This window comes from Lentzea sp. NEAU-D7 (assembly GCF_026242055.1).
In the GTDB taxonomy this organism is placed as follows: domain Bacteria; phylum Actinomycetota; class Actinomycetes; order Mycobacteriales; family Pseudonocardiaceae; genus Lentzea.
Map to the genome: position 1 here is coordinate 55,398 of NZ_JAPJDL010000036.1, position 22,996 is coordinate 78,393.

25 protein-coding genes are annotated in these 22,996 nt (G+C 71.3%); 15 read left to right on the forward strand and 10 right to left on the reverse strand.

Translation table 11 applies throughout. The annotated features are described in order from the left end of the window. Positions 1-4: 4 nt before the first annotated feature. From ORI60_RS42980 to ORI60_RS42995, 4 genes are read right to left on the reverse strand one after another with little or no spacing between them, the layout of a single operon-like run. The gene (locus ORI60_RS42980; RefSeq protein WP_266043753.1) at positions 5-1,336 is read right to left on the reverse strand and encodes a sodium:proton exchanger; all 1,332 of its coding nucleotides are present in this window, start codon (positions 1,334-1,336) and stop codon (positions 5-7) included. Further along, positions 1,333-1,545, reverse strand: coding sequence for a DUF2795 domain-containing protein (locus ORI60_RS42985; RefSeq protein WP_266043754.1), 213 nt, complete (start codon positions 1,543-1,545; stop codon positions 1,333-1,335). The genes ORI60_RS42980 and ORI60_RS42985 overlap by 4 nt, the downstream gene beginning before the upstream one ends. 38 nt (positions 1,546-1,583) lie before the next feature. Beyond that, positions 1,584-2,270 (reverse strand): ankyrin repeat domain-containing protein, encoded by a 687-nt coding sequence (locus ORI60_RS42990; protein WP_266043755.1) that lies wholly within the window; start codon positions 2,268-2,270, stop codon positions 1,584-1,586. 5 nt (positions 2,271-2,275) lie between these two features. Further along, positions 2,276-3,235 carry a threonine ammonia-lyase gene (locus ORI60_RS42995; RefSeq protein ID WP_266043756.1) on the reverse strand — a complete coding sequence of 320 codons (960 nt, stop codon included), beginning with the start codon at positions 3,233-3,235 and terminating at the stop codon, positions 2,276-2,278. A gap of 163 nt (positions 3,236-3,398) precedes the next feature. Between ORI60_RS42995 and modA the strand changes: the two genes are divergently transcribed. The 4 genes from modA to ORI60_RS43015 all read left to right on the forward strand — a co-directional run bounded on the left by modA (position 3,399) and on the right by ORI60_RS43015 (position 6,286). Continuing rightward, complete coding sequence (gene modA, locus ORI60_RS43000; RefSeq protein WP_266043757.1) at positions 3,399-4,169, forward strand: molybdate ABC transporter substrate-binding protein; 771 nt, start codon at positions 3,399-3,401, stop codon at positions 4,167-4,169. Further along, positions 4,166-4,963, forward strand: coding sequence for a molybdate ABC transporter permease subunit (gene modB, locus ORI60_RS43005; protein WP_266043758.1), 798 nt, complete (start codon positions 4,166-4,168; stop codon positions 4,961-4,963). Before modA ends, modB begins: the two co-directional genes overlap by 4 nt. Further along, positions 4,960-6,006: an ABC transporter ATP-binding protein gene (locus tag ORI60_RS43010; RefSeq protein ID WP_266043759.1), complete on the forward strand. Its 1,047-nt coding sequence runs from the start codon at positions 4,960-4,962 to the stop codon at positions 6,004-6,006. The genes modB and ORI60_RS43010 overlap by 4 nt, the downstream gene beginning before the upstream one ends. A gap of 127 nt (positions 6,007-6,133) precedes the next feature. Beyond that, on the forward strand, positions 6,134-6,286 hold the full coding sequence (locus tag ORI60_RS43015) for a hypothetical protein (protein WP_266043760.1): 153 nt from the start codon (positions 6,134-6,136) through the stop codon (positions 6,284-6,286). 135 nt (positions 6,287-6,421) lie between these two features. Here the strand turns inward: ORI60_RS43015 and ORI60_RS43020 are convergent, their stop codons facing one another. Then, the gene (locus ORI60_RS43020; RefSeq protein WP_266043761.1) at positions 6,422-6,616 is read right to left on the reverse strand and encodes a hypothetical protein; all 195 of its coding nucleotides are present in this window, start codon (positions 6,614-6,616) and stop codon (positions 6,422-6,424) included. Between the two features lie 125 nt (positions 6,617-6,741). On the opposite strand from ORI60_RS43020, the gene ORI60_RS43025 reads away from it, so the two are divergent. From ORI60_RS43025 to ORI60_RS43050, 6 genes are all read left to right on the forward strand, one after another. Continuing rightward, on the forward strand, positions 6,742-7,170 hold the full coding sequence (locus tag ORI60_RS43025) for an NAD(P)-dependent oxidoreductase (protein ID WP_266043762.1): 429 nt from the start codon (positions 6,742-6,744) through the stop codon (positions 7,168-7,170). An 88-nt stretch (positions 7,171-7,258) separates the two neighbouring features. Further along, positions 7,259-7,390: a hypothetical protein gene (locus ORI60_RS43030; RefSeq protein WP_266043763.1), complete on the forward strand. Its 132-nt coding sequence runs from the start codon at positions 7,259-7,261 to the stop codon at positions 7,388-7,390. Beyond that, positions 7,390-8,478: a YeiH family protein gene (locus ORI60_RS43035; RefSeq protein ID WP_266043764.1), complete on the forward strand. Its 1,089-nt coding sequence runs from the start codon at positions 7,390-7,392 to the stop codon at positions 8,476-8,478. The genes ORI60_RS43030 and ORI60_RS43035 overlap by 1 nt, the downstream gene beginning before the upstream one ends. A 70-nt stretch (positions 8,479-8,548) precedes the next feature. Continuing rightward, entirely contained in the window at positions 8,549-9,325 is a 777-nt protein-coding gene (locus tag ORI60_RS43040; protein WP_266043765.1) for an HD domain-containing protein, read from the forward strand. 26 nt (positions 9,326-9,351) lie between these two features. Continuing rightward, positions 9,352-10,650: a phenylacetate--CoA ligase PaaK gene (paaK, locus tag ORI60_RS43045; protein ID WP_266043766.1), complete on the forward strand. Its 1,299-nt coding sequence runs from the start codon at positions 9,352-9,354 to the stop codon at positions 10,648-10,650. Positions 10,651-10,708: 58 nt separating this feature from the next. Beyond that, positions 10,709-11,731: an LLM class flavin-dependent oxidoreductase gene (locus ORI60_RS43050; RefSeq protein WP_266043767.1), complete on the forward strand. Its 1,023-nt coding sequence runs from the start codon at positions 10,709-10,711 to the stop codon at positions 11,729-11,731. 75 nt (positions 11,732-11,806) lie between these two features. On the opposite strand, the gene ORI60_RS43055 is transcribed toward ORI60_RS43050, so the two are convergent. Beyond that, positions 11,807-12,562: an NYN domain-containing protein gene (locus tag ORI60_RS43055; protein ID WP_266043768.1), complete on the reverse strand. Its 756-nt coding sequence runs from the start codon at positions 12,560-12,562 to the stop codon at positions 11,807-11,809. Positions 12,563-12,575: 13 nt separating this feature from the next. Then, positions 12,576-13,130 (reverse strand): TetR/AcrR family transcriptional regulator, encoded by a 555-nt coding sequence (locus ORI60_RS43060; RefSeq protein ID WP_266043785.1) that lies wholly within the window; start codon positions 13,128-13,130, stop codon positions 12,576-12,578. Between the two features lie 135 nt (positions 13,131-13,265). Here ORI60_RS43060 and ORI60_RS43065 point away from each other — a divergent pair, with 135 nt between their 5' ends. The 5 genes from ORI60_RS43065 to ORI60_RS43085 all read left to right on the forward strand — a co-directional run bounded on the left by ORI60_RS43065 (position 13,266) and on the right by ORI60_RS43085 (position 20,227). Then, entirely contained in the window at positions 13,266-14,117 is an 852-nt protein-coding gene (locus tag ORI60_RS43065) for a DMT family transporter (RefSeq protein WP_266043769.1), read from the forward strand. Positions 14,118-14,226: 109 nt separating this feature from the next. After that, positions 14,227-14,619 carry a hypothetical protein gene (locus ORI60_RS43070; protein ID WP_266043786.1) on the forward strand — a complete coding sequence of 131 codons (393 nt, stop codon included), beginning with the start codon at positions 14,227-14,229 and terminating at the stop codon, positions 14,617-14,619. Between the two features lie 71 nt (positions 14,620-14,690). Then, complete coding sequence (locus ORI60_RS43075) at positions 14,691-16,064, forward strand: flavin monoamine oxidase family protein (protein ID WP_266043770.1); 1,374 nt, start codon at positions 14,691-14,693, stop codon at positions 16,062-16,064. 252 nt (positions 16,065-16,316) lie between these two features. Further along, complete coding sequence (locus tag ORI60_RS43080) at positions 16,317-18,557, forward strand: cellulose binding domain-containing protein (protein WP_266043771.1); 2,241 nt, start codon at positions 16,317-16,319, stop codon at positions 18,555-18,557. Further along, positions 18,557-20,227: a cellulose binding domain-containing protein gene (locus ORI60_RS43085; RefSeq protein ID WP_266043772.1), complete on the forward strand. Its 1,671-nt coding sequence runs from the start codon at positions 18,557-18,559 to the stop codon at positions 20,225-20,227. The genes ORI60_RS43080 and ORI60_RS43085 overlap by 1 nt, the downstream gene beginning before the upstream one ends. A gap of 54 nt (positions 20,228-20,281) precedes the next feature. Here ORI60_RS43085 and ORI60_RS43090 read toward each other — a convergent pair whose 3' ends face one another. The 3 genes from ORI60_RS43090 to ORI60_RS43100 are packed head-to-tail and all read right to left on the reverse strand — an operon-like array spanning position 20,282 to position 22,845. Continuing rightward, positions 20,282-20,743, reverse strand: a complete 462-nt coding sequence (locus ORI60_RS43090) for a DNA topology modulation protein FlaR (RefSeq protein WP_266043773.1) — start codon at positions 20,741-20,743, stop codon at positions 20,282-20,284. Positions 20,744-20,770: 27 nt separating this feature from the next. After that, positions 20,771-22,177, reverse strand: coding sequence for a sensor histidine kinase (locus ORI60_RS43095; RefSeq protein WP_266043774.1), 1,407 nt, complete (start codon positions 22,175-22,177; stop codon positions 20,771-20,773). Then, the gene (locus ORI60_RS43100; protein WP_266043775.1) at positions 22,174-22,845 is read right to left on the reverse strand and encodes a response regulator transcription factor; all 672 of its coding nucleotides are present in this window, start codon (positions 22,843-22,845) and stop codon (positions 22,174-22,176) included. The genes ORI60_RS43095 and ORI60_RS43100 overlap by 4 nt, the downstream gene beginning before the upstream one ends. Between the last annotated feature and the right edge of the window lie 151 nt (positions 22,846-22,996).

A 22,996-nucleotide genomic window follows, 5' to 3' on the forward strand; every position in this document is an offset into this window, starting at 1 on the left:
ACCGTCACGAAGACCTGCCGGCCAGCTCGGGCAGCGGGGTCACGACGCCGTCGCGCGCGGTACGGGCGCCGCTGTGCCTGCGGCGCACCAGTTGCCCGACCGCCAGCACGACGTACAACGCGGACAGGACGATGATCACCACGCGGTTGGCGGCGTCCGGCAGCGTGATGCTGGCCGCGAACTGGGCGGCGAACAGCACGAACAGCGTGGTGGCACCGAGCGTGGTGAGACCGAGGTTCGCGAGGATGCTCACCGCGAACAGCGACTGGGTGGCGGTGAGGAGCAGTTCGAGGCGCTGGTGCCCGTCCAGCGGCAGGCCGTGCGTGCCGCCGCTGGAGATCGCGAACACGATCGGGATGGTGCCGACCAGCAGCGTCCACTGGTTGACCTTGCTGGACAGCAGCGTGCCCAGCGAGTGCGAGGCCATCAGCCGGGCGGCGTACAGGCAGGCGACGATCAGCTCCGGTGACTCGCTCGCCAGCGGTGCCACCCACTGCACCAGCAGGAACTCGTCCACGCCGAGGCTCGTGCCGGTGTCCACGAGGTTCTGGGCGAAGTGCTCGGCCGTGGCGAGGATGACGAGGCCGGCGAAGGTGAACATGCCGATCACCCACCGGCGCCGCGGCCCGCGTTCCTGACGGCCCACCCACTCGGACACGCCGAGCAGCTTCGGCTCCTCCACGGGCGCTTTGGACAGCCGCCAGGCGTACCCGGCGAAGATCGCCAGGAAGACCGCGGCGTCGACCATCGTGAGCGACGTGCGCAGCGGCAGGCTCAGCGAGTACAGGGTGGCCAGGGCGAGGAACACGACCTCGACCGACATGACCGGGGCGAGCTCGATCCGTCCCTCGTGGGTCGACGCGCTCTCCCGGTGTGCCCGCCGGACGGCGAGCGCGCCCACGAGCACGACCAGGGGCCAGCCGAAGCCGACGAGCACCCGGTTGGCGCCGGTCATGTTCGCCAGGGCGAGCGAACACGGGTCCGCCTCACCGGGTGGTGGCACGCAGGTGCCCTCGCGGGCGAACTCCTGGCCCGCCTCGAACGTGAACACGAGGTCCACCGCGTACTCGGGCAGCACGGCCACCAGCGCGAGCACGGCGATCGCCAGTCCGGCGCTGACGTCCACCTGGGCGGCCTCGGCGGCCCAGGCGAGCACGAACGCCGCGCCCACGATGGCGACGCCGAAGACGAGGGCGGCCAGCGGGGGAGCGACGTGGGGATGAGGCCATCCCAGGTAGTCCGCGGCTCCCAGGTAGGCCCCCGGGAGTGCGGCGAGCGCGGCGAAGGGGAGCCGTGCCGGGAAACCGCGCCGGTCGTCGCCCGGCGAGGAGCTCACGTGCGGTCCGTGCCGGACGACAGCGCGGCCAGCACTTCGGACGGGGAGGCGTAGCGGCGGTGGGGGAGGTGGTGCAGCCGGCGGCGGACGTCGGTGCCGAGGTCGTGGACTTCGGCGCAGAGGACGATGCGCACCTTGTCGGCCGGATAGGACAGTTCGCCGAGGACCTGCCGCAACTCGGTCTCCTCGTCCGCGTCGGTGGTCTCCATGGCAGCCGAGTACCCACCACTGAAGTGCGAAAACCAGCTCAGCGGTCGCGCAGCCACGCCGCGAGGTCGTCGAAACCGTTGCGCACAGCGGCTTCCACCGGCGTGACCGGCTCCCACGGCGGCGTCCGGTGCACGTCCGCGCCCAGCGCCAGCAGACGCTCGGCGCACTCCCGCTGACCGCCGTGGCACGCGCCCCAGAACGCGATGTCGACGTCGTCCTGGGTGGCGCCGGCGAGGAGCTCGCCGAGCCGGTCGGACAGACCGAGCGTCGCCGCGTCGGTCAGCGTGACCGCCGCGCCCCGCTCGACGAGCCGGTGGGCCGCGCGCCACTGGGCGAAGGCCCGCGCGTCGGCCAGGGGCGTGCCGCCGCCGATCACCGCTCCGCGGGCGTCGATGTCCGCGCCCGCGTCGATCAGCGCGTCGAGGACCTCGACGTCGTCGGCGCTGGCGGCCCAGTGCAGCGGCGTCTCGGCGTGCGACCCCTGGAACCGTACGTCGACGTCGGCGCCCGCCTCGACCAGCAGCGCCACGGTCTGTGCGCCGCGGGGACGATGGGCGGGCCAGTCCGTCAGCACGTGCAGCAGGGTCCGCCCACCTCCGTGCTCGTCGACGATCCGCGCGGTCGCCAGGCCCGCGTGGTCCGCCAGCAGTCGCCGCAGCGCGGCGAGGTCGCCGTCGCGGACGGCGGCGGAGACGGTCAGGGCCAGCGGATCGTCGTGTCGCACCGCTGTCACCTGAGGTTCGTCCAGCGGACCATGTCCGCGAAGGTCACGTTCCCGCCGCACACCACGATGCCCAGCCGCGCACCGGGACCGACCCGGTCGAGCACGGCGGGCGCCGCCGCCACCAGGCACCCGGCGGCGGGCTCCGCCCAGACCTTCTGCGCCTCGGCCAGCGCCACCGAGCCCCGCACGGCGTCCGCGTCGGACACCACCAGGACGTCCTCGACCAGCGCGGCGGTGTGGTCGTAGGTCAGTTGCGACACGTGCGGCGCCGAGAGGGTCGAGACGATCGACGTCGGCGCGATCTCCACCGGACCACCCGCCGCGAGGGCGCGGTGCATCGCGTCCGCCCCCTCGACCTCGACACCCCACACGCGCACGCCGGGCACGAGCGCGTGGAACGCCGTCGCGACGCCCGAGACGAACCCGCCCCCGCCGATGCTGACCAGCACGTCGGTGACGTCCGGCGCGTCGGTCGCGAACTCCAGGCCCGCGGTGCCCTGGCCGGCGACCACGACCGGGTCGTCGTAGGGGTGCACGAGCGTCGCGCCCGCCTCGACCAGGTCGTCCAGCAGGGAGAACGCCGCCGCCAGGCCATCGGTGAGCCGCACGTCGGCGCCGGACGCCCGCGCGAGCTCGACCGAGCGCGCGGGCGCGGTGGAGGGCATCACGACCGTCGCGGCCACGCCGAGCTCGCTCGCGGCGGCGGCCAGCGCGATGCCGTGGTTGCCGCCGCTGACGCCGACTACACCGGCCGCCCGGTCCTCGGCGGACAGCGAGAGGATCTTCGCGAACGCGCCGCGCGTCTTGAACGAACCGCTGCGCTGCCACAGTTCCAGCTTCACCGTCGTGGGAACGCCCAGCAGCGCGGACAGTCCCGGCGAGGGCAGCGTGGGCGTGCGCAGCACCCGTCCGGCGAGCACCTCGGCCGCGGCCCGGACGTCGTCGATGGTCAGCAGCTCCGCCATGACACCACCCTAGGGTGCCGCCCGTCCGTGCCGTTCCTCTCCGCACGTCAGTGATCCGCAGAAACTCCTCCAGGGTGCACATTGCATCCGTAGACGCGGAACCTAAGATGAGTGAGTGCCGAATCTGCGGATCGGCGATCCGTCGGCGGCCTGGAGGCTGGACATGTCGAAAAGCAGCGCGCTCGTGGCCGTGTCGGCCGCGCTGGTGCTCGCGGGGTGCGGCTCGGGCGACCGGCCCGCCACCGCGTCCGGGACCGTCACCGGTGACGTCACCGTGTTCGCGGCGGCGTCGCTGACCGAGACCTTCACCCGGCTGGGCGACGACTTCGAGGCCGCGCACCCCGGCACGAGGGTCAGGTTCAACTTCGGCGGCAGCTCGGCCCTCGCGCAGCAGCTCGGCCAGGGCGCGCCCGCCGACGTGTTCGCGAGCGCCGCGCCTGCCAACATGAAGCAGGTGACCGACACCAAGACGATCACGGACGCGCCCAGGACGTTCGCGCGGAACAGGCTCGCCATCGCGGTGCCGAAGGGCAACCCCGGCAGGATCGGCGGGCTCGCGGACTTCGGGGACGCGGGCAGGAAGATCGCGCTGTGCGCGGAGCAGGTGCCGTGCGGTGCCGCGTCGAGGAAGGTCTTCGAACTGGCCGGGGTCACGCCCAGGCCGGACACGCTGGAACAGGACGTCAAGGCGGTGCTCACCAAGGTCTCGCTCGGTGAGGTCGACGGCGCGCTCGTCTACCGGACGGACGTGAAGGCCGCGGGCGGCAAGGTCGAGAGCGTCGAGTTCAGCGAGTCGGCGCAGGCGGTCAACGACTACCCGATCGCCCCGCTGGCCAAGGCGCGCAACGCCGTGGCGGCCAAGGCCTTCGTGGACTTCGTGCTGTCCGGCGAGGGGCGCGCGGTGCTGGGCGCGGCGGGCTTCGACGTCCCGTGACGCGCACCCGAGTGCGAGGACGGCTGCCCGTCGGCCTCGTCGTCCCCGCCGTGATCGGCCTGGCGTTCCTGCTGGTGCCGCTCGCCGGGCTGCTCGTGAAGACGCCGTGGACCTCGCTGTCCACCTTGCTCAGCGCCGAGGTCGGTGAGGCGCTGAGGCTGTCGCTGGTCTGCGCCTCGCTCGCGACGGTGCTGTGCCTGTTCCTCGGCGTCCCGCTCGCCTGGCTGCTGGCGCGGTCCGGTCTGCCGGGGCGGGGATTCCTGCGAGCGCTCGTCACCGTGCCGCTCGTGCTGCCACCCGTCGTCGGCGGTGTCGCGCTGTTGCTGGTGCTGGGCCGGCGCGGGCTGATCGGCGAGCACCTCGACGCCTGGTTCGGCATCTCGCTGCCGTTCACCACGGCCGGGGTCGTCGTCGCGGAGGCGTTCGTGGCGATGCCGTTCCTCGTGATCTCGGTCGAGGGCGCGCTGCGGGCCGCCGATCCGCGCTACGAGGAGGCGGCGGCCACGCTGGGCGCCTCGCGGTGGCTGACGTTCCGGCGGGTGACGCTGCCGTCGGTGCTGCCCGGCGTGGTGGCGGGCGCGGTGCTGTGCTGGGCGCGGGCGCTGGGGGAGTTCGGTGCGACGATCACGTTCGCGGGCAACTTCCCCGGCGAGACGACGACCATGCCGCTGGCCGTCTACCTGGCCCTGGAAACGGATCCGGACGCGGCGATCGTGCTGAGCATCGTGCTGTTGCTGGTGTCCGTCGGTGTGCTGGCCGGTCTGCGCGACCGGTGGATCAGCGGGCCGTCATGACCCTGAACGCGGACCTGCGCGTCACGCGCGGCACCTTCACCCTCGACCTCGGCCTGACGATCGCACCGGGCGAGGTCGTCGCGCTGCTCGGCCCGAACGGCGCCGGCAAGTCCACCGCGCTGCGCGCCCTGGCGGGCCTGCTCCCGCTGACGTCCGGGCACATCACCGTCGGAGAGTCCACCTGGGACGGTGCGGACGCGTTCCTGCCCGCCGAGAAGCGGCCGATCGGCGTGGTGTTCCAGGACTACCTGCTCTTCGCGCACATGTCCGCGCTGGAGAACGTCGCGTTCGGACTCCGGGCCCGCGGCACGCGTCGCGACGAGGCACGGGCCGAGGCGGCGCGCTGGCTCGGCAGGGTCGGTCTCGACGGCCACGCCCGGACCAGGCCGCGCTCGTTGTCGGGCGGGCAGGCGCAACGGGTCGCGCTGGCCCGCGCCCTGGCCACCGGCCCGAGCCTGCTGCTGCTCGACGAACCGCTCGCGGCGCTGGACGCGAGCACCCGCCTGCAGGTCCGCTCCGAACTGGGGCGGCACCTCGCGGACTTCGGCGGCCACACGCTGCTGGTCACGCACGACCCGTTGGACGCCATGGTGCTGGCCGACCGGCTGGTGATCCTGGAAGGCGGCCGCGCGGTGCAAACCGGCCCGCCCGCCGAGGTCGCCCGCCAGCCGCGCACCGACTACGTGGCCAACCTCGTGGGCCTGAACTTCCACCGCGGTACCGCATCCGGCACCGAAGCCCGCCTGGACGGCGGTAGCACGCTCACGATCCCACGGCCAGTCGACGGTCCGGTGCACGTCGTGTTCCCTCCCAACGCGGTGAGCCTGCACGCCGCACGGCCGGAGGGCAGCCCGCGCAACGTCTGGCCGGTCACGGTCGACGCGATCGAGCAGCACGCGCACACCACCCGCGTCCGGCTGGACGGCGCGCCGAACGTCCTCGCGGACATCACCACGGCCACCCTCGCCGACCTGCGGCTGCGTCCGGGAGACGCGTTGTGGGCGGCGGTGAAGGCGACCGAACTCCATGTGTACCCGGCCTGACCGCGTCACAGCAGCGGGCTGTGGGGCGATGGGAACGTTCGCTCGGACGTGATGCCGATGCCGGGAGGAAGGTCGAGGCACCACAAGGACTTCCGGACGGAAGACGGCACCGGCGAAGGTCCTGTGCGTGCTCTACGACGACCCGGTCGGCGGTTACCCGGCCACCTGCGCGCGGGACGGCCTGCCGCACCTCGGCGCGTATCCGGGTGGCCAGACGCTGCCGTCGCCGTCCGCCGTCGACTTCACCCCGGGGCACCCTGCTCGGCAGCGTCACCGGTGAGCTCGGCCTGTGCCGGTACCTGGAGAACCAGGGCCACACCCTCGTCGTCACGTCCGACAACGACGGCCCGCACTCGGTGTTGGACAGGGAGCTGGCGGACGCTGACGTCGTGATCTCCCAACCGTTCTGGCCCGCCTACCTGACAGCGGAACGGATCGCGCGCGCCCCGCGGCTCAAGCTCGCGCTGACCGCGGGCATCGGCTCGGACCACGTCGACCTGGACGCCGCGATCGAGCACGGCGTCACCGTGGCGGAGGTGTCGTACTGCAACAGCATCGGCGTCGCCGAGCACGTCCTGATGTCGATCCTCACGGTGGCGGCCGGACGCATCGGACTGGCGGTGCTCGAGCGCTTGGCCCCGTTCGACGTGCACCTGCACCACACCGACCGCCACCGCCTGCCGGAGAGCGTCGAGAAGGGAGCTGAACCTCGCCTACCACCCGACGACGGCGGACATGGTGCCGCACTGCGACGTCGTGACGATCAACGCGCCGCTGCACCCCGAGACCGAGGGGCTCTTCGGCGACGACCTGATCGCCACGATGAAGCGCGGCGCCTACCTGCTCAACACCGCCCGCGCCCGCGTCGCCGACCGCGGGGCCGTGGTCCGCGCGCTGGAGAGCGGCCGGCTCGCGGGCTACGCCGGCGACGTGTGGTTCCCGCAGCCCGCCCCGGCGGACCACCCGTGGCGCACCACGCCGAACCACGCCATGACCCCGCACATCTCCGGCAGTTCGCTGTCCGCGCAGGCCCGGTACGCGGCCGGCACCAGGGAGGTCCTGGAGTCGTTCTTCGGGGGCGAGGCGATCCGCGACGAGTACCTGATCGTCGACGGCGGCAGGCTCGCCCGCACCGGCGCGCACTCGTGCTCGACGCACGGCTGACCGCTGTTCCACATCGCGGGAGCCCTTGCCGCTGCTGGTGTTCTGCTTCGACCATGGCCGCCACCACCGAGCGGATGGAGGGGGCGGCATGAGCGCGGAGGAAGGCGTCGACCGCGAACGCGGGATCGCGCTGAACGAGGACTGGGCGGCGACGATCGCCGGCCTGGTGCTGCTGGCACTGGTGCTGGCGCGGATCGTGCCCGGCTGGTTGGTGCCGTGATGGCGGAAGTCGAGACGCGGCAGCGGTCCGGGGTACTGTGGGCGGCCGGCGGTGTCGCGGTGGTCGTGGTGCTGGGGGCGCTGACCCGGTACCTGGAGCAGCAGGTGCCGGTGCTCACGAAGGGCACCTGGCTCGGTGGTGTCGCGAAGAGCGTCGAGTACCCGGTCTACGCGATCCTGCTGGGACTGCTGGGAAACGCGGTGCTGACCGGCCTCGGGTTCCGCGACCGGCTCGCCGCGGGGTTCCGCACCGAGTTCTTCATCAAGACCGGTCTGGTGCTGCTGGGCGCGTCGATCAACTTCGCGGTGATCGTCAAAGCCGCCGGACCGGCCATCGCCCAGGCGTTCCTGCTGATCACGCTGGTGTTCGGCTTCACGTGGTGGCTGGGCGGCAAGCTCGGCGTCGACGCGAAGCTGCGGGCCCTGCTGGCCTCGGCGGTGTCGATCTGCGGCGTCAGCGCGGCCATCGCGGCGGCCGGCGCGGTGCAGGCCCGTCGCGAACAGCTCGCGTACACCGCGAGCATGGTCATCATCTTCGCGCTGCCCTCCATCTTCCTGCTGCCACTGGCCGTGGACGCGCTGGGCCTGTCCGCGCCGGTGGCGGGCGCGTGGATCGGCGGCAACATCGACACGACCGCCGCCGTCAGCGCGGCGGGCGCGATCGTCGGAGAGGAGGCGTTGCAGATCGCGACGATCGTCAAGACGACGCAGAACGCGCTGCTCGGCGTCGTCGCGGTCGCGCTGACCGCCTACTTCGCGCTGAAGGTCGAGCGCACCGGCGAGACGAAGGCCGGCGGCCGGGCGCTGTGGGAGAGGTTCCCCAAGTTCGTGCTCGGCTTCCTGGCGGCGTCGGTCATCGCGACCGTCTTCCTGGAGTCCGGTGGCGACAAGACCGTCATCACGACCGTCAACGACCTGCGCACGCTGTTCCTGATCCTGGCGTTCGTGTCGATCGGCCTGGAGTTCCGGGTGGCGCCGCTGCGGGAGGCGGGGTGGCGGCCGATCGGGGTCTTCGCCAGTGCGACGGTGGTCAACCTGCTGGTGGGCCTGGGGCTGGCGAGCGTGCTGTTCGCGGGCTTCGGCAGGTAGTGGCCGGTGTGATCCGGACCCCGCTGGACGGAGGTGGCCGAGGCGGTTCTCCACCGCTTACGGTGAGCGGGTGACGATCACGGCGGAGGTTGTGAGCCAGGCGGACGAGAAGATCCGGCGTCTGGAGTCCCAGCTGGTTCGCGAGTACGGCGACGTGCCACCGAGCCTCGTGCACGAGTGGATCGAACGGGCGCGCGCACGGTTCGGAGGTGCGCGGCTGCAGGACTACGTGCCGTTGTTCGTGGCCCGTGAGGTCCGGGCATCGGCGCGGGCGTTCCCGGTCGAGGCGACGGAGGGGACGTTCCTGTCGACCTGGGCGCGCAACACCGCCCGCCGCCTGCTCGCCGCCGAACTGCCCCGCCGCTGGGCGCACACGGCCGGGGTGGCGCGCCGTGCCGAGCACGTGGCACGCGTCCTGCCCGAGGAGGAACGCGAGCTGCTCGTCGCCGCGGCCTGGGTGCACGACATCGGCTACGCCGCCGAGGTGGGCGACACCGGCCTGCACTCCCTCGACGGGGCCCGCTACCTGCGCCGGGCGGGCGTCCCGGACCGCATCTGCGGCCTGGTCGCGCACCACTCCGGCGCGGCGGCCGTAGCCGAGCTCGTCGGCCTGGCCGGCGAGCTCGGGGAGTTCCCGGACCACCGAGGCCGACTGCGGGACGCGCTCTGGTACTGCGACATGAGCACCGGTCCCGACGGCCACCCGACGACGGTGCAGGGAAGGCTCGCCGAGATCCGGGCGCGGCGCGGACCGGACGACCCGGTGGTCCGCGCGCTCGCGATGAACGGCGACGAACGTCTCGCGGCGGTCCGGCGCACCCACCGGCTGCTCCGCCGGGCTTCCTGAGCCGAACGGTCGTCTACGGTGGCGGCATGCTGGACCTGAGCCCGCGGCCGGGCGACCTGGAGCCCATCGAGACCGCCTCGGTCGACGAGCTGCGGGCGCTGCAGCTCGAACGGCTGCAGTGGTCGGTCCGCCACGCCTACGAGAACGTGCCGCACTACCGCGCCTCGCTCGACGCGAGCGGTGTGCACCCCGACGACGTGAAGTCGCTGGCGGACCTGGCGAAGCTGCCATTCACGACCAAGTCCGACCTGCGGGACAACTACCCGTTCGGCATGTTCGCCGTCCCCCGCCAAGAGGTCGCCCGCGTGCACGCCTCGTCGGGAACGACCGGCAAGCCGACCGTCGTCGGCTACACGAAAGCCGACCTGGACACGTGGGCGCAGGTCGTGGCGCGCAGCATCCGCGCCGCCGGCGGCCGGGCCGGGCACGTCCTGCACAACGCCTACGGCTACGGCCTGTTCACCGGCGGCCTCGGCGCGCACGCGGGCGCGGAGCTGCTGGGCTGCACCGTCGTCCCGGTGTCCGGCGGCATGACCGAGCGCCAGGTCCAGCTGATCCGCGACTTCGAGCCGGACGTCATCATGGTGACGCCGTCGTACATGCTCTCGATCATCGACGAGATGGAACGGCAGGGCGTCGACCCGCGGACCACCTCGCTCAAGGTCGGCATCTTCGGCGCCGAGCCGTGGACGAACGACATGCGCCACGAGATGGAACGCCGCCTCGACATGCACGCGGTGGACATCTACGGGCTGTCCGAGGTCATCGGGCCCGGCGTGGCGAGCGAGTGCGTGGAGACCAAGGACGGCCTGCACGTCTGGGAGGACCACTTCTACCCGGAGATCATCGACCCGGTCACCGGCGAGGTGCTGCCCGACGGCGAGGAGGGCGAACTCGTCCTCACCTCGCTGACCAAGCAGGCGATGCCGGTCATCCGGTACCGCACCCGCGACCTGACCCGCCTGCTGCCGGGCACCGCGCGCAGCATGCGCCGCATCGAGAAGATCACCGGCCGCACCGACGACATGATCATCCTGCGCGGCGTGAACCTGTTCCCGACCCAGATCGAGGAGCTGATCCTGCGCGTTCCCGCGCTGTCGCCGCACTTCCAGTGCGTGCTGAGCCGCACGGGCAACCTCGACGACCTGACCGTGCTCGTGGAGCGCCGCGAGGACGCCGCGGCCGCCGGCGCGGGGGAGGAGCTGCGGCGGCTGGTGAAGAACTCGATCGGCGTCACCGTCGCGGTGGACGTCGTCGAGCCGGGCGGGATCGAGAGGTCCGTCGGCAAGATGAGGCGGATCGTGGACCGCCGTCCCCGGCGCTGATCAGCACGTGACGCACGAGTCACAGCATTTACTTGAACATTGAACTATCTTGGCAGGCATGAAGAAGATCGGTTTTCTGTCGTTCGGGCACTGGACGGACAGCCCGCACTCGCAGACGAGGTCGGCGGCCGACACGTTGCTGCAGTCGATCGACCTGGCCGTGGCCGCCGAGGAGCTGGGTGCGGACGGTGCCTACTTCCGCGTGCACCACTTCGCGCGACAGCTCGCCTCGCCGTTCCCGCTGCTCGCCGCGATCGGCGCGAAGACCGACCGCATCGAGATCGGCACGGGCGTGATCGACATGCGCTACGAGAACCCGATGTACATGGCCGAGGACGCGGGTGCCGCGGACCTCATCGCCGGCGGAAGGCTGCAGCTCGGCATCTCGCGGGGATCGCCCGAGCAGGTCATCGACGGCTGGCGGCACTTCGGCTACGGACCCGGTGAGGGCGAGACCGACGCCGACATGGCCCGCATGCACGCCGAGCTGTTCCTGAAGGTGCTGGAGGGCGGCGGCTTCGCGGAGCCCCACCCCCGCCCGATGTTCCCGAACCCGCCCGGCCTGCTCCGCATCGAGCCGCACGCACCGGGCCTGCGCGACCGGATCTGGTGGGGCGCGGGCTCCAACGGCACGGCCGCCTGGGCGGCTCAGCAGGGCATGAACCTGATGAGCTCCACCCTCAAGTTCGACGAGGGCGGCGCGCCGTTCCACGTGCAGCAGGCCGACCAGATCAGGGCGTTCCGCAAGGCCTGGACCGAGGCCGGCTGGGAGCACGAGCCCCGCGTCTCGGTGTCGCGCAGCATCTTCGCGCTCACCACGGACCTCGACCGCATGTACTTCGGCGGCGACGGCAAGAGCACCGACCAGATCGGTTTCATCGACGGCCCGAACAAGGCGATCTTCGGCCGGTCCTACGCGGCCGAGCCCGACGTGCTGGTCGAGCAGCTGGCGGGGGACGAGGCGATCGCCGAGGCGGACACGCTGCTGCTGACCGTGCCGAACCAGCTCGGCGTCGAGTTCAACGTGCACGTGCTGGAGAACATCCTGACGCACGTGGCGCCGGCGCTGGGCTGGCGCTGACCCGCGGGGAGCCGCTGACCCGTTCCCGCTGAACGGGTCAGCGAACTTTATTGCTTCAGTGTTGACCAAAAACAGTCATCGGCGGCGGTCACGCACGTAGACCGCCGACTTCTTGCCCTGAACGCGCCGATCGACCTCGAAGAGCGTCGTCGCGGTGATCAGGTCGCTGAGCTTCGAGTAGCCGTACGTGCGGGAGTCGAACTCGGGGCGCTGCTTGGTGATGATGCTGCCGACCGCGGCGAGCGAGGCCCACCCGTCCTCGTCGGACGCCGCCTCGACGGCGTTGCGCAGCAGCTTGACGAGGGTGGTGTCGCCCTTGAGCTGGGCGACGGACACCGTCGACTTCCGCGTCAGCGGCGTCTCCGCGGGCGCCTCGGCCTCGGGGTAGGCGAGGTTCTCGACGTAGATGAACTTGTCGCAGGCCGCGACGAACGGTTTGGGCGTCTTGCGTTCGCCGAAGCCGTAGACGGTGAGGCCGGACTCGCGCAGGCGGGCGGCCAGGCGGGTGAAGTCGGAGTCGCTCGAGACGATGCAGAAGCCGTCGAAGCGGTCGGAGTACAGCAGGTCCATCGCGTCGATGACCATCGCGGCGTCGGTCGCGTTCTTGCCGGTCGTGTAGGCGAACTGCTGGATCGGCTGGATCGACTGGGCCAGCAGGTGGTCCTTCCAGCCCTTGAGGTTGGTGCCGGTCCAGTCGCCGTACGCGCGTTTGACGTGCGCGGTGCCGTACTTGGCGATCTCGGCCAGCAGCGCCTCGGTGATCGAGGGCTGGGCGTTGTCCGCGTCTATCAGCACCGCGAGTTTGACGGCGCTCTCATTGGTAGTGGCCACGGTCGTTCGCCTTTCAGGTGTCCAGCAGCCGGCTGAGCCACGTCAGCGAGGCGGTGATCTGGTGCGGGGAGAGGCCACGCCGCCGTTGTTCCTGGTAGATCTCGGGGGCCAGCGGTGCGAGCAGGACCTCGACCAGGCCCTCCGGCTCGGGCACGGCCGCGGCGCGCAGCAGCGTCAGCACGTGCAGCCGCCAGAAACCGTAGGCCCCCGTGCGGAAGCGGGCGTCACCGGTCTCCGCTCCGAGCGCCAGGTGCAGGTGCCGCTCCAGCAGGCCCGTCATCGCCTCGTAGAACGCGGCGAGGCGCTCGGAGGGCGGCGCGCCCGGCCCGAGCGGCGGCGGCCCGCCCATCAGATGTTCCTGCAGGACGCGTTCGTGTTCGTCCAGCAGTGCGGCGGCGACGGAGGACGGGTCGGGGTAGCGGCGGTAGAGGGTGGCGCGGCCGACGCCGGCGGCGCGGGCGATCTCGTCCATCGTGACCTGGCGGGCGTCCTTGACCGCGAACAGGTCCTCGGCGGCGGCCAGGACTCGCGCCCGGTTGCGCGCGGCGTCGGCGCGTTCCTTGGCCATGTGCGGATCGTACTCGATCACCGAACAAGTGGACAGCGTGTCCAGTTCTTGCTTAGGCTGGATTAGCGGACACAGTGTCCACTTATTGGGGGTTGTCGTGTACTTCGTGCTTTTGGGTTCCGCGCTGCTCGCCGGATGCTGCTCGCCGTGCAGGCATCGGCGAACCTGCAGCTGACCAGGGCGGTGGGCACGCCGTACGGAGCGTCGGCGCTGCAGCTCGGACTCGCCGCGGTGGTGCTCGCGGTGCTCGCCGCGGCGACCGGCGCGATCGGAGCGGTGCTGCTGGTGCCGGACGTCGAGCCGTGGCACCTGGTGGGCGGACTGGCCAGCCCGCTCTACATCACCAGCGGCATCCTGCTGTTCCCGAGGCTCGGGGCCCTCGCCGCCGTGGGGCTCTTCGTGACCGGCCAGATGTTCGCGTCGGTGGCGCTGGACCTGTTCGGTCTGCTCGGTGTGCCGCAGAAGCCGCTGTCCGCGGGCATCGTGATGGGGGCACTGGCGGTGCTCGCGGGCATCACCGTGCTCTCCCGGCCGGTGCGGGCCGCGAGCACCGGCTGGATCGGGCTCGGCCTCGCGGCGGGCGCGGTGCTGCCCGTGCAGGGGGCTGTCAACGCCAGGCTGCGCGCCGATCTGCACGCGCCGCTCGCCGTCGCCCTGATCAGCTTCGCCGTGGCGACGCTGGCCATCGCGGTGGTGCTGCTGCTCAACCGCACCCCCGCGCCGAACCTGGCGCCGCTGAAGGACATGCCGTGGTGGGGCTGGCTCGGCGCCGGGTGCGCCGCGGCCTACGTCACCGCGACGTTCCTGCTGATCCCGGAGATCGGTGCGGCGACCACCGTCGCGCTCACCGTCACCGGGCAGCAGATCGCGTCGGCGGTGATCGACCACTGTGGACTGTTCCGGATGCCCCGCAGGCCGCTCACCTCCGCGCGGGTCACCGGGCTCGCGCTGCTCGTGGCGGGCTCGCTGCTCGTCCAGTTCGGGTGATCGGCCCTGCCGCGACCCGGTTGCGACACGATCGGCCAAAGCGGCACGAACGCCCTGTTCCCGCACTACGGTGGTGGTGGAAACAGGCGTGAGAGAGGCGGAACCGGGCGTGACGTCCTGGGTTGAAGTGATCAACTATGTCCGGCTGCGGTACGAGGTGCTGGAGGAGACGGACGACTGGCTGCGCTTCCGCCTCGACACGGACGGCGCGCGGACGCAACAGGTCGCCGTGCACCACCTGCCGGACCTCGGCGGAGCGGCGTGGGTGGAGATCTCCTCGCCGGTCGGCCGCGCCGCGGACGTCGATCTGCGCCGTTTCCTGGAGCTCGCGGGCGAGTCGCAGGTGGGCGGCGCGGCCGTGGTGGACGGTCTCGCGCTGCTCAAGCACGTGGTGCCGCTGGAGGACCTGAGCGTGCGGGAGGAGTTCGAACGCCCGCTCACGTTGCTGGTCGGCCGCGCGGACGCCGTCGAGCACGAGCTGACGAGCGGTGACCACTTCTGACGGCCGGCCGGGTGCGGTGATCCACCGGCTCTTCCCTTGACTGCCCGGTCGGTTCTGCCATCGTGTGCGTCGTGACTGGACTGGAGCAGCATTCGGCCGACGTCGTGATCGTCGGCGCCGGCTACGCGGGCCTCGCGGCCGCGTCCCGCCTGGCGGCCGCCGGACTTGGGGTGGTCGTCCTGGAGGCCGCGGGCCGCGTGGGTGGCCGGGTGGTCAGCGAGGTGCTGCCGTCCGGTGTGCGCGTCGACCACGGCGGACAGTGGATCGGCCCGTCGCAGAAGCGGTTCCACGAGCTCGCGACGCGGTTCGACTGCGCGACCTTCCCGACCTGGGAGACCGGCCGGCACGTCGAGGTCTGGCACGACGGGACCCGCGGCGACCACTCCGGCGTCCTGCCGGAGTCCGGCCCCGGCGTCGCCGAGTACCGGCGCGTCGTCGCGCTGCTCGACGAGCTCGCGCCGGCCGTCGACCTGGACCAGCCCTGGCTCACGCCCGGCTTCGAGGCCCTCGACGCGATGTCCGCGGAGGAGTTCTTCCACGCGCAGACCGACGACGAGGACGCGCTGCGCAGGCTGGCGCACGCCGTGCAGCGCGTGTGGTGTTGCGAGCCGAGGGAGATCTCGTTCTTCCACGTGGTGTTCTGCCTCGCCTCGGCGGGCGGCTTCGAGCAGCTGACGGAGATCTCCGGAAGCGCGCAGGACTCCCGTTTCACCGACGGCGCGGACGCTCTCGCCCTGGCGATGGCCGCGTCGCTGACCGTCCGGCTGGACGAGCCGGTCCTGACGATCCGGCACACGGACGACGGCGTCGAGGTGATCACCGGCAAGGCGGTGGTGACGGCACGGCGGGCGATCGTCACCGTGCCGCCGGCCGCGCTGGGGCGCATCGGCTTCGAGCCCGCCCTGCCGCCCGCGCGCCGCGGCTGGACGGGGCACACGCCGATGGGACGCGTCGCGAAGGTGCACGCGGTCTACGAGGAACCGTTCTGGCGCAAGAAGGACCGCTCCGGCATCGCCACCCTCCACGGCCGCAACCCGGTGGGAGCGGTGTTCGACAACTCACCGCAGGACGCGTCACGAGGCGTGCTCGTCGCGTTCGTCCACGGCGACCGCGTCGACCGCTGGGCCGCCGCGCCCGACGACGTCCGCCGGGCCGACGTCCTCGCGGCGCTGGCGGAGGTCGCCGGCGCCCGTGCGCGCATGCCCGTCGACTACGCCGAGATGGCCTGGTCCGAGGACGGCTGGACCATCGGCGGCTACGCGTGCTTCGTGTACCCCGGCGGCTGGACGGAGTACGGCGAGCACGGCTGGCGCGCTCCGACGGGTGCCCTGCACTGGGCGGGGACCGAGACCGCGTCCGGCTGGAACGGCTACGTCGACGGCGCCATCACCTCGGGCGACCGTGCCGCCGACGAGGTGATCGCCGCGCTGGAGGCCGCGGGATGAATTCCTGTTCTGCGAACGTCGTGAAAGCGGCCGAATAGACTTCTGCAAACGTTGTAGATTCCCTAATTCACATATCTGATGTTCACATGCACGAACATTTACGCGAATTCAGAAAGAATCGTTGACTGGGACTTCGTGAGCTATTCACAATTCGACTCCGCGAGGTGAGCCGCCCCACGACCGCGGTCCGAGGAGTCCCTGGAGGCATGCGTGTCCCGAAGTCAAGGCCTACGACGAGCAGCGGTGCTCGGCATGGTGGGCACAGTCGCCGCGGCGGGTATCGCCGTGCTGGTGAACACGGCCGGCGCGGCGCCCGGTGCGGGCGCGCTCACCGGGCTGGACACCTCGGCGGGCAATCGCCGGGCGCCTGTGGGCGGGTTGTACGACTGGAGCAAGGCCGGTTATCGGGGTGGCCAGAACCTCCCCGGTCAGAACGAGATCAATCCCAGCGCCGCGTGCCAGGTCACCGCCGCCGAACTGGCGAGCCAGTTCGCCGTGAAGCCGAACGACGGACAGGACGACTCGGCGGGTCTGCAGGCGGCGATCGACTCGATCAGGACGACCTGCTCACCGTCGGCGAGCTACTCCGCGCTCAGCCTGATCACGCTGCCCGCCGGTGAGCTGGAGGTCTCGCGCGAACTGCACGCGGACGCGGACTACCTGATCATCCGCGGCGCCGGCAGGGACGCCACGAAGATCACCTTCAGGCCTGACGCGACCACCCTGTACGACTCCCTGACCCCGGACGGCTCGGACTGGGACGAGGACGGGATGACGTCCGGCCAGGGCAAAGGTGGCTGGCTGTGGCCGGGCCGCGGCCTGTTCCGCGTGCAGTCGCGCGGCGTGCATTCGGGCTACGCGAGCGACTACGCGGCGGCGCCGGAGAACCGCAAGGACATCTTCGAGGGCACGGTGAACGTGCACTGGAAGGCCGGTGTGAAGGTGAGTGCCGCCGCCAAGACCGGCGACCGCGCCATCACGGTCGCCTCAGTCAGCGCGATCAAGCCGGGCACGTTCGTCAACGTTCGTGCCGCGAACTCGGTCAAGTTCTACGAGCAGCAGTTCGCGACGGGGACGCCTTACCCGATGGTGAACATGCACATGCGGCAGCAGATCTTCACAGTCGCGTCGGTGTCGGGCACCACCGTGACGCTCGACAAGCCGCTGGAGTTCGACGTCCCGGTCAACTCCACGTCGGACGGTTCACCGGCGATCGGCGGGACGGTGTACGACTCGAAGGTGTCGCCGCTGGTGGACCCGGTCGTCGGCGTCGGGTTCGAGAACTTCGGTTTCACCCAGGCGATGCCCGGCCTCAGCCAGGCCGACTCGGTCAACAACTACGGCAACATGGCACCGGCCGCCCAGATGCACGGCATCGTCTTCAAGTGGGCGGCGAACTCGTGGGTGAAGGGCGTCCGCGCGGAGATGACCGGGTCGCACCCGATCGTCACCGAGGAGGCCAAGAACCTGCAGATCGTGGACAACGAGCTCGACGGCTCGTGGAACAAGGGCAAGGGCGGCAACGGTTACTTCCGCGGCTCGCGGGTGTGGGACTCGCTCTACGCCGGCAACACGTCGCGCAACCTGCGGCACTTCACCTTCCAGTGGTCCGCCTCGGGCAACGTCGTGATCGGCAACGACTTCGACTCCGACCTGAACCTGCACGGCGGCTGGGAACGCAACAACCTCTTCGAGCTGAACACCGTCCGGGTGTCCTACGCCCACCGCTCCGCCAACTGCCGCGCCAACTGCGGTGAGGAGGGCGGTGGCGGTCCCGACAACTCGAACTGGTTCCCGATCTGGTGGGGCGCGGGCAAGAAGGCGATCAAGTGGTCCGGCGCGTCCGGCCCCCGCAACGTCTTCTTCAACAACACCATGACGAAGCAGACCGCGACCGGCGGACCGTTCACCGGCTACTACGCCGACCGCACGCGCATCTACCAGTTCGGCTGGAACGGCACGGCCTACCAGCACCTGGACATCGAGGGCACGCCGATCACCGATTGGGCCTCCAACGAGCAGCGCGACTTCACCGGCGGCCACGGCGTGGACGCCACGAGGACCGACTCGGCGGCGTCGCTGTTCCTCAGCTCCGTCAACGGCACCCCGCCGACCAGCACCACCACGTCCTCGACGACGACCGCCACCACTACGACCACGACGACCACCCCGCCGTCGGGCTCGTGCCTCACCGCCAAGATCACCCAGACCTCGGTGTGGAGCAGCGGGTACGGCGCCGACGTGACGCTGACCAACGGCTGCGCGACCGCGACGTCGTCGTGGACCGTCGAGTTCGACCTACCGTCCGGCACCGCGGTCACCAGCTCGTGGAGCTCGGTCCGCACCTCGACGGGCCAGCACCACAGGTTCACGAACGTGAGCTTCAACGGCATCGTCAAACCCGGTGCCAGCACGAAGTTCGGGTTCAACGCCTCGGGCGCCGGTCTTCCCACCGGCTGCACGGTGAACGGCAACTCCTGCGGAGGCAGCTGATGGGCACCAGGGCACTGGCACTCGCCGGGGTGGCCGCGACCGTCGCGGCACTGCTCGGCGGCGCGTCCGCACAGGCCGCGGCACCGGCGCTGAAGGCGGCGGTCACCCAGACGTCCGTGTGGAACGGCGGGTACGGCGCGGACGTGACGATCACCAACTCCGGTGACGCCGCGAGCACGTCGTGGACCGTCGAGTTCGACCTGCCGTCCGGCACCGCGGTCACCAGCTCGTGGAGCTCGGTCCGCACGTCCACCGGCCAGCACCACAGGTTCACCAACGCGAGCTTCAACGGCGCCGTCAAGCCCGGTGTCAGCGTGAAGTTCGGCTTCAACGCGTCCGGTGGCGGCCTGCCGGTGAACTGCACGATCAACGGTGTGCCGTGCGGCGGCGGCACCACCCCGCCCACCGACACGCAGGCACCCACCGTGCCGGCGGGCCTGCGGTCCACCGGGGTGACGTCGGGCTCGGTGTCGCTCGCGTGGACGGCGTCGGCCGACGACGTCGGCGTCACCGGCTACGAGGTGCTGCTCGGCAACGCGGTCAGCACGACCGCCACCGGCACGACGGCGACCATCAGCGGCCTGTCCCCGGCCACCGCGTACTCGTTCTCGGTGCGCGCCAGGGACGCGGCGGGCAACAGGTCGGCGGCGAGCACCGCCGTGAGCGCGACGACCAGCCCGGACAGCGGCGGTGGCGGCACCGTCGACGTGTCCACCGCGGCACAGCTGCGGGCGGCACTGGCCGCGGCCGGCCCGGGACAGACGATCAGGATGGCGGCGGGCACGTACCGCGGCTCCTTCGTCGTCGACGGCCGGGCGGGCACCCCGTCCCAGCCCATCACCCTGAGCGGCCCGCGCGACGCCGTCCTCGTCAACGACGGGCCCGCGGGCACCGCCCCTTCGTGCCCCGTGCCCACCGCGGGCTGGGACTCCGGCTACGGCCTGTGGCTCTTCGGCTCGCCGTACTGGAACTTGACCGGCTTCACCGTGCAGGAGTCGAAGAAGGGCATCGTCCTCGACAACTCGCACCACACCACGATCGACGCGGTCTCGGTGCACCACCTCGACGAGGAGGCGGTCCACTTCCGCCGTTCGTCGTCCGACGGCGTCATCCGCAACTCCACGATCACCCACACCGGCCTCGTCCAGCCCGGCTACGGCGAAGGCGTGTACCTGGGTTCCGCCAACTCCAACTGGGCCTGCCACGGCAACACCGGCGGCATCGACCGCAGCGACCGCGTCCAGGTGCTCGGCAACAGGATCGGCCCGAACGTCGCCGCCGAGGCCGTCGACGTCAAGGAAGGCACCTACGACGGCGTCATCCGCGGCAACACGTTCGACGGCCAGGGCATCACCGGCCAGAACTCGGCCGACTCGTGGGTCGACGTCAAGGGCATCGGCTACCTGATCGAGGACAACACCGGCACGTTCCGCAGCCCCGGCACCTTCGCCAACGGCTACGAGACGCACAACACCAGCACCACCCCGGCCCTGCCCAACGGATGCGGCAACACCTGGCGCAACAACAGGTCGGACCTCGGCGGCGTGGGCCAGTACGCCATCAACATCACCTCGGTGTCGAAGTGCACGGCGATGCCCAACGTCGTCCACTCCTCCAACACCGTGACCGGGGCGGTGAAGGGCCTGACCAACGCTCCCGTGACCCCGTGACACCTTCTGTCGACCGTGCCCGGCGCTCCACTGTGGACGCCGGGCGCGGTCGTGTCACGACTGCTGTGCCACGAAGCGAGCCGTCGCGCGCGGGCTCCGGAACACGTGCAGACGCGCGTTGCCGGCGTGAGCCGCGATCGCGTTCTGCAGCAGCGGCCGGGACTTGCGGCGCCACGACCACACCCAGCGCCAGAAGTCAGCGGTCTCACGGGACCTCAGCAGTGCGCGCCAGGCACAGCGCGGGAAGGAGTAGTCGAGCAGGAGCACGGTGTCCGCTCTGGCCAGCCGGACTTCGAGGACGTCGTGGGGGCCGAGGTCGCCGTCCATGATCCACCGGTCTCCGGTGGCGAGCTCGCCCTGGACGATGGACCAGAGGTCGTGCGGGGTCGGTTCCAGCTCCGGTCCCCAGAAGTGCTTGTCGAGCTCGATGACGGGGAGGCCGGTCGCGGTGCCCAGCCTTGTCGCGAGAGTGGACTTCCCGGCGCCGCCACGGCCGAGGATGACGACGCGTTCCATGACCGCCATCGTGTCAGGCGCCCCGGCTCACGCGTGCACGGGCTGGTGTTCGCCGAAGATCAGGTCCCAGTCCAGCTCCGGCACCTCAACCGGCCGGGGTTCGGGGATGTGGCCGTGGGCCGGCACGATCGACCCGTTGAGGAACTGCCACACGTCGTCGCCCACCCGCTGCTCCAGGGCAGTGGCCTTCCTCGGCTGCGGGATGCCGGTGGGAATCGTCGCCACGAACCGGATCCCGCGAAACCCCTCGGCGTCGGTGGCCTCGAGCGTGCCGTGGTGCCGGGTGGCGATGCGGCGGGCGATGGCGAGGCCGAGGCCCGCGCCGCCCGCGGCACGGGTGCGGGCCTCGTCGAGCCTGGTGAAGCGGTCGAAGACGCGTTCGCGGTCCGCCTCGGGGATGCCGGGGCCGTCGTCGATGACTTCGAGCGTCGCGGACGGGCCACCGCTCAGGCGGACGGTGACGGCGGTGCCCGCGTGGCGTTCGGCGTTGTCGAGCAGGTTGCCGAGCAGCCGGGACAGCTGAGCGCGCCGGCCGGGGACGAGCACCTGGTCGTCGGCCTCCAGGGTGACCAGGGCCCGGCGGGAGACCTCGCGCCGGGCGATCGCCGTGAGGTCGACGGTGTCCTGCTTGTCGGGTGCGTCGGCGTCCAGCCTGGCCAGCAGCAGCAGGTCCGTGGTCAGCTCCTGCAACCGCTCGGCGTCCTCCAGCGCCGACTTCACGACGGTGGGCCAGTCCGCGAGGTGCGGATGCGACAGCGCGATCTCCAGCTCGGCCCGCAGCGCGGCCAGCGGGCTGCGCAGCTCGTGCGAGGCGTCCGCGACGAACCTGCGGGTGTCCTCGACGCCGCGGTGCACCCGGTCGAGCGTCTCGTTGAGCGTGGCGGCCAGCCGGGTGATCTCGTTGTCGGACGACGGCACCGGGACGCGCCGGGTGAGGTTGTGCTCGTTGATCTCGGCCACCTCGGCGCGCATGGTCTCGACCGGCCGCAGCACCCGGCTGGTCGCGGCCAGCACCGTGACCGACACCAGCGCGGTGATCGACGCGAGCACACCGAGCAGCGACAGCGTCGAGCGGTTGAGCTGCTCCTGCGCCTGGGACGCGATCGAGCGCGCGTCCTCGTCGCCGCGGTGCGGTCCTTCCCCGATCTGCTGGGACCGGGTCTCACCGCTGCCGCCGAACGGCCACAGCGACAGGGCAGGCCGCACCTCGGTGCTCGCGTACCGGACGAGCACCCCCGGCGTGGCGGCGGTCGCGTTCTTCTGCAGCGGCACGCACCGCGTGCTCGAACACATGTAGTGCACGCGCGAACTGTCCGCGGTCTGCGTCGCGATCTCCGCGCGTTGCGACACCAGCATCAGCAGCCCGGCGAGGCCGATCAGGAGCGCGGTGACCACCGTGGCCAGCACGGTCACCTTGGCCTGCAGGGACTTCACCGGTCCACCAGCCGGTAGCCGACGCCGCGCACGGTGGTGATGCTCCGCCGGTCGAAGGGCGTGTCGATCTTGCGGCGCAGCGCGCTGATGTAGACCTCGACGAGGTTGGGGTCGGGGTCCTGCGCCGCGTCCCACACGCCGTCGATGATCTCCGACCTGGTGACGACCTCGCCCGCGTGCCTGAGCAGGAAGTTCAGCACCGAGAACTCCTTCGCCTTCAGGTCGATCCGCGTGGTGCCCCGGTGGCACTCCCGGCTGACCGGGTCGAGCACCAGGTCACCCGCCCGCAGCAGCACGGGCTGGGCGGTGCGCGACCGCCGCGCCAATGCCCTGAGCCGGGCCACCAGCACCACGTAGGAGAACGGCTTGGTCAGGTAGTCGTCCGCGCCGGTGTCGAGGCCCTCCGCCTCGTCGAACTCGCCGTCCTTCGCGGTGAGCATCAGGATCGGCGTCCACACGCCGGCGTCGCGCAACGCCTGGCAGACCCGGTAGCCGTTGAGGCCGGGCAGCATGATGTCCAGGACGATCACGTCGTACGGGTGTTCACGCGCCCGCCACAGCCCGTCGGTGCCGGTGCGTTCCACGTCGACCGCGAACCCCTCGGCGGTCAGGCCGCGGGTGAGCAGGCCGGCGAGGCGGGGGTCGTCTTCCACCACGAGCACGCGCATGGCAGCAGGGTGCCGCATCGATCATGAACGCGTCCTGAAATCCGGTTCAGGATCTTTCAGCGTCCCTTCAGGTTCACCCTGGCAGTCTTCACGTCGTGGATCGGGGGATTCCACGGCCGGGGGAGAAGGTGGCGGCGCCGCGGGGGGAGCG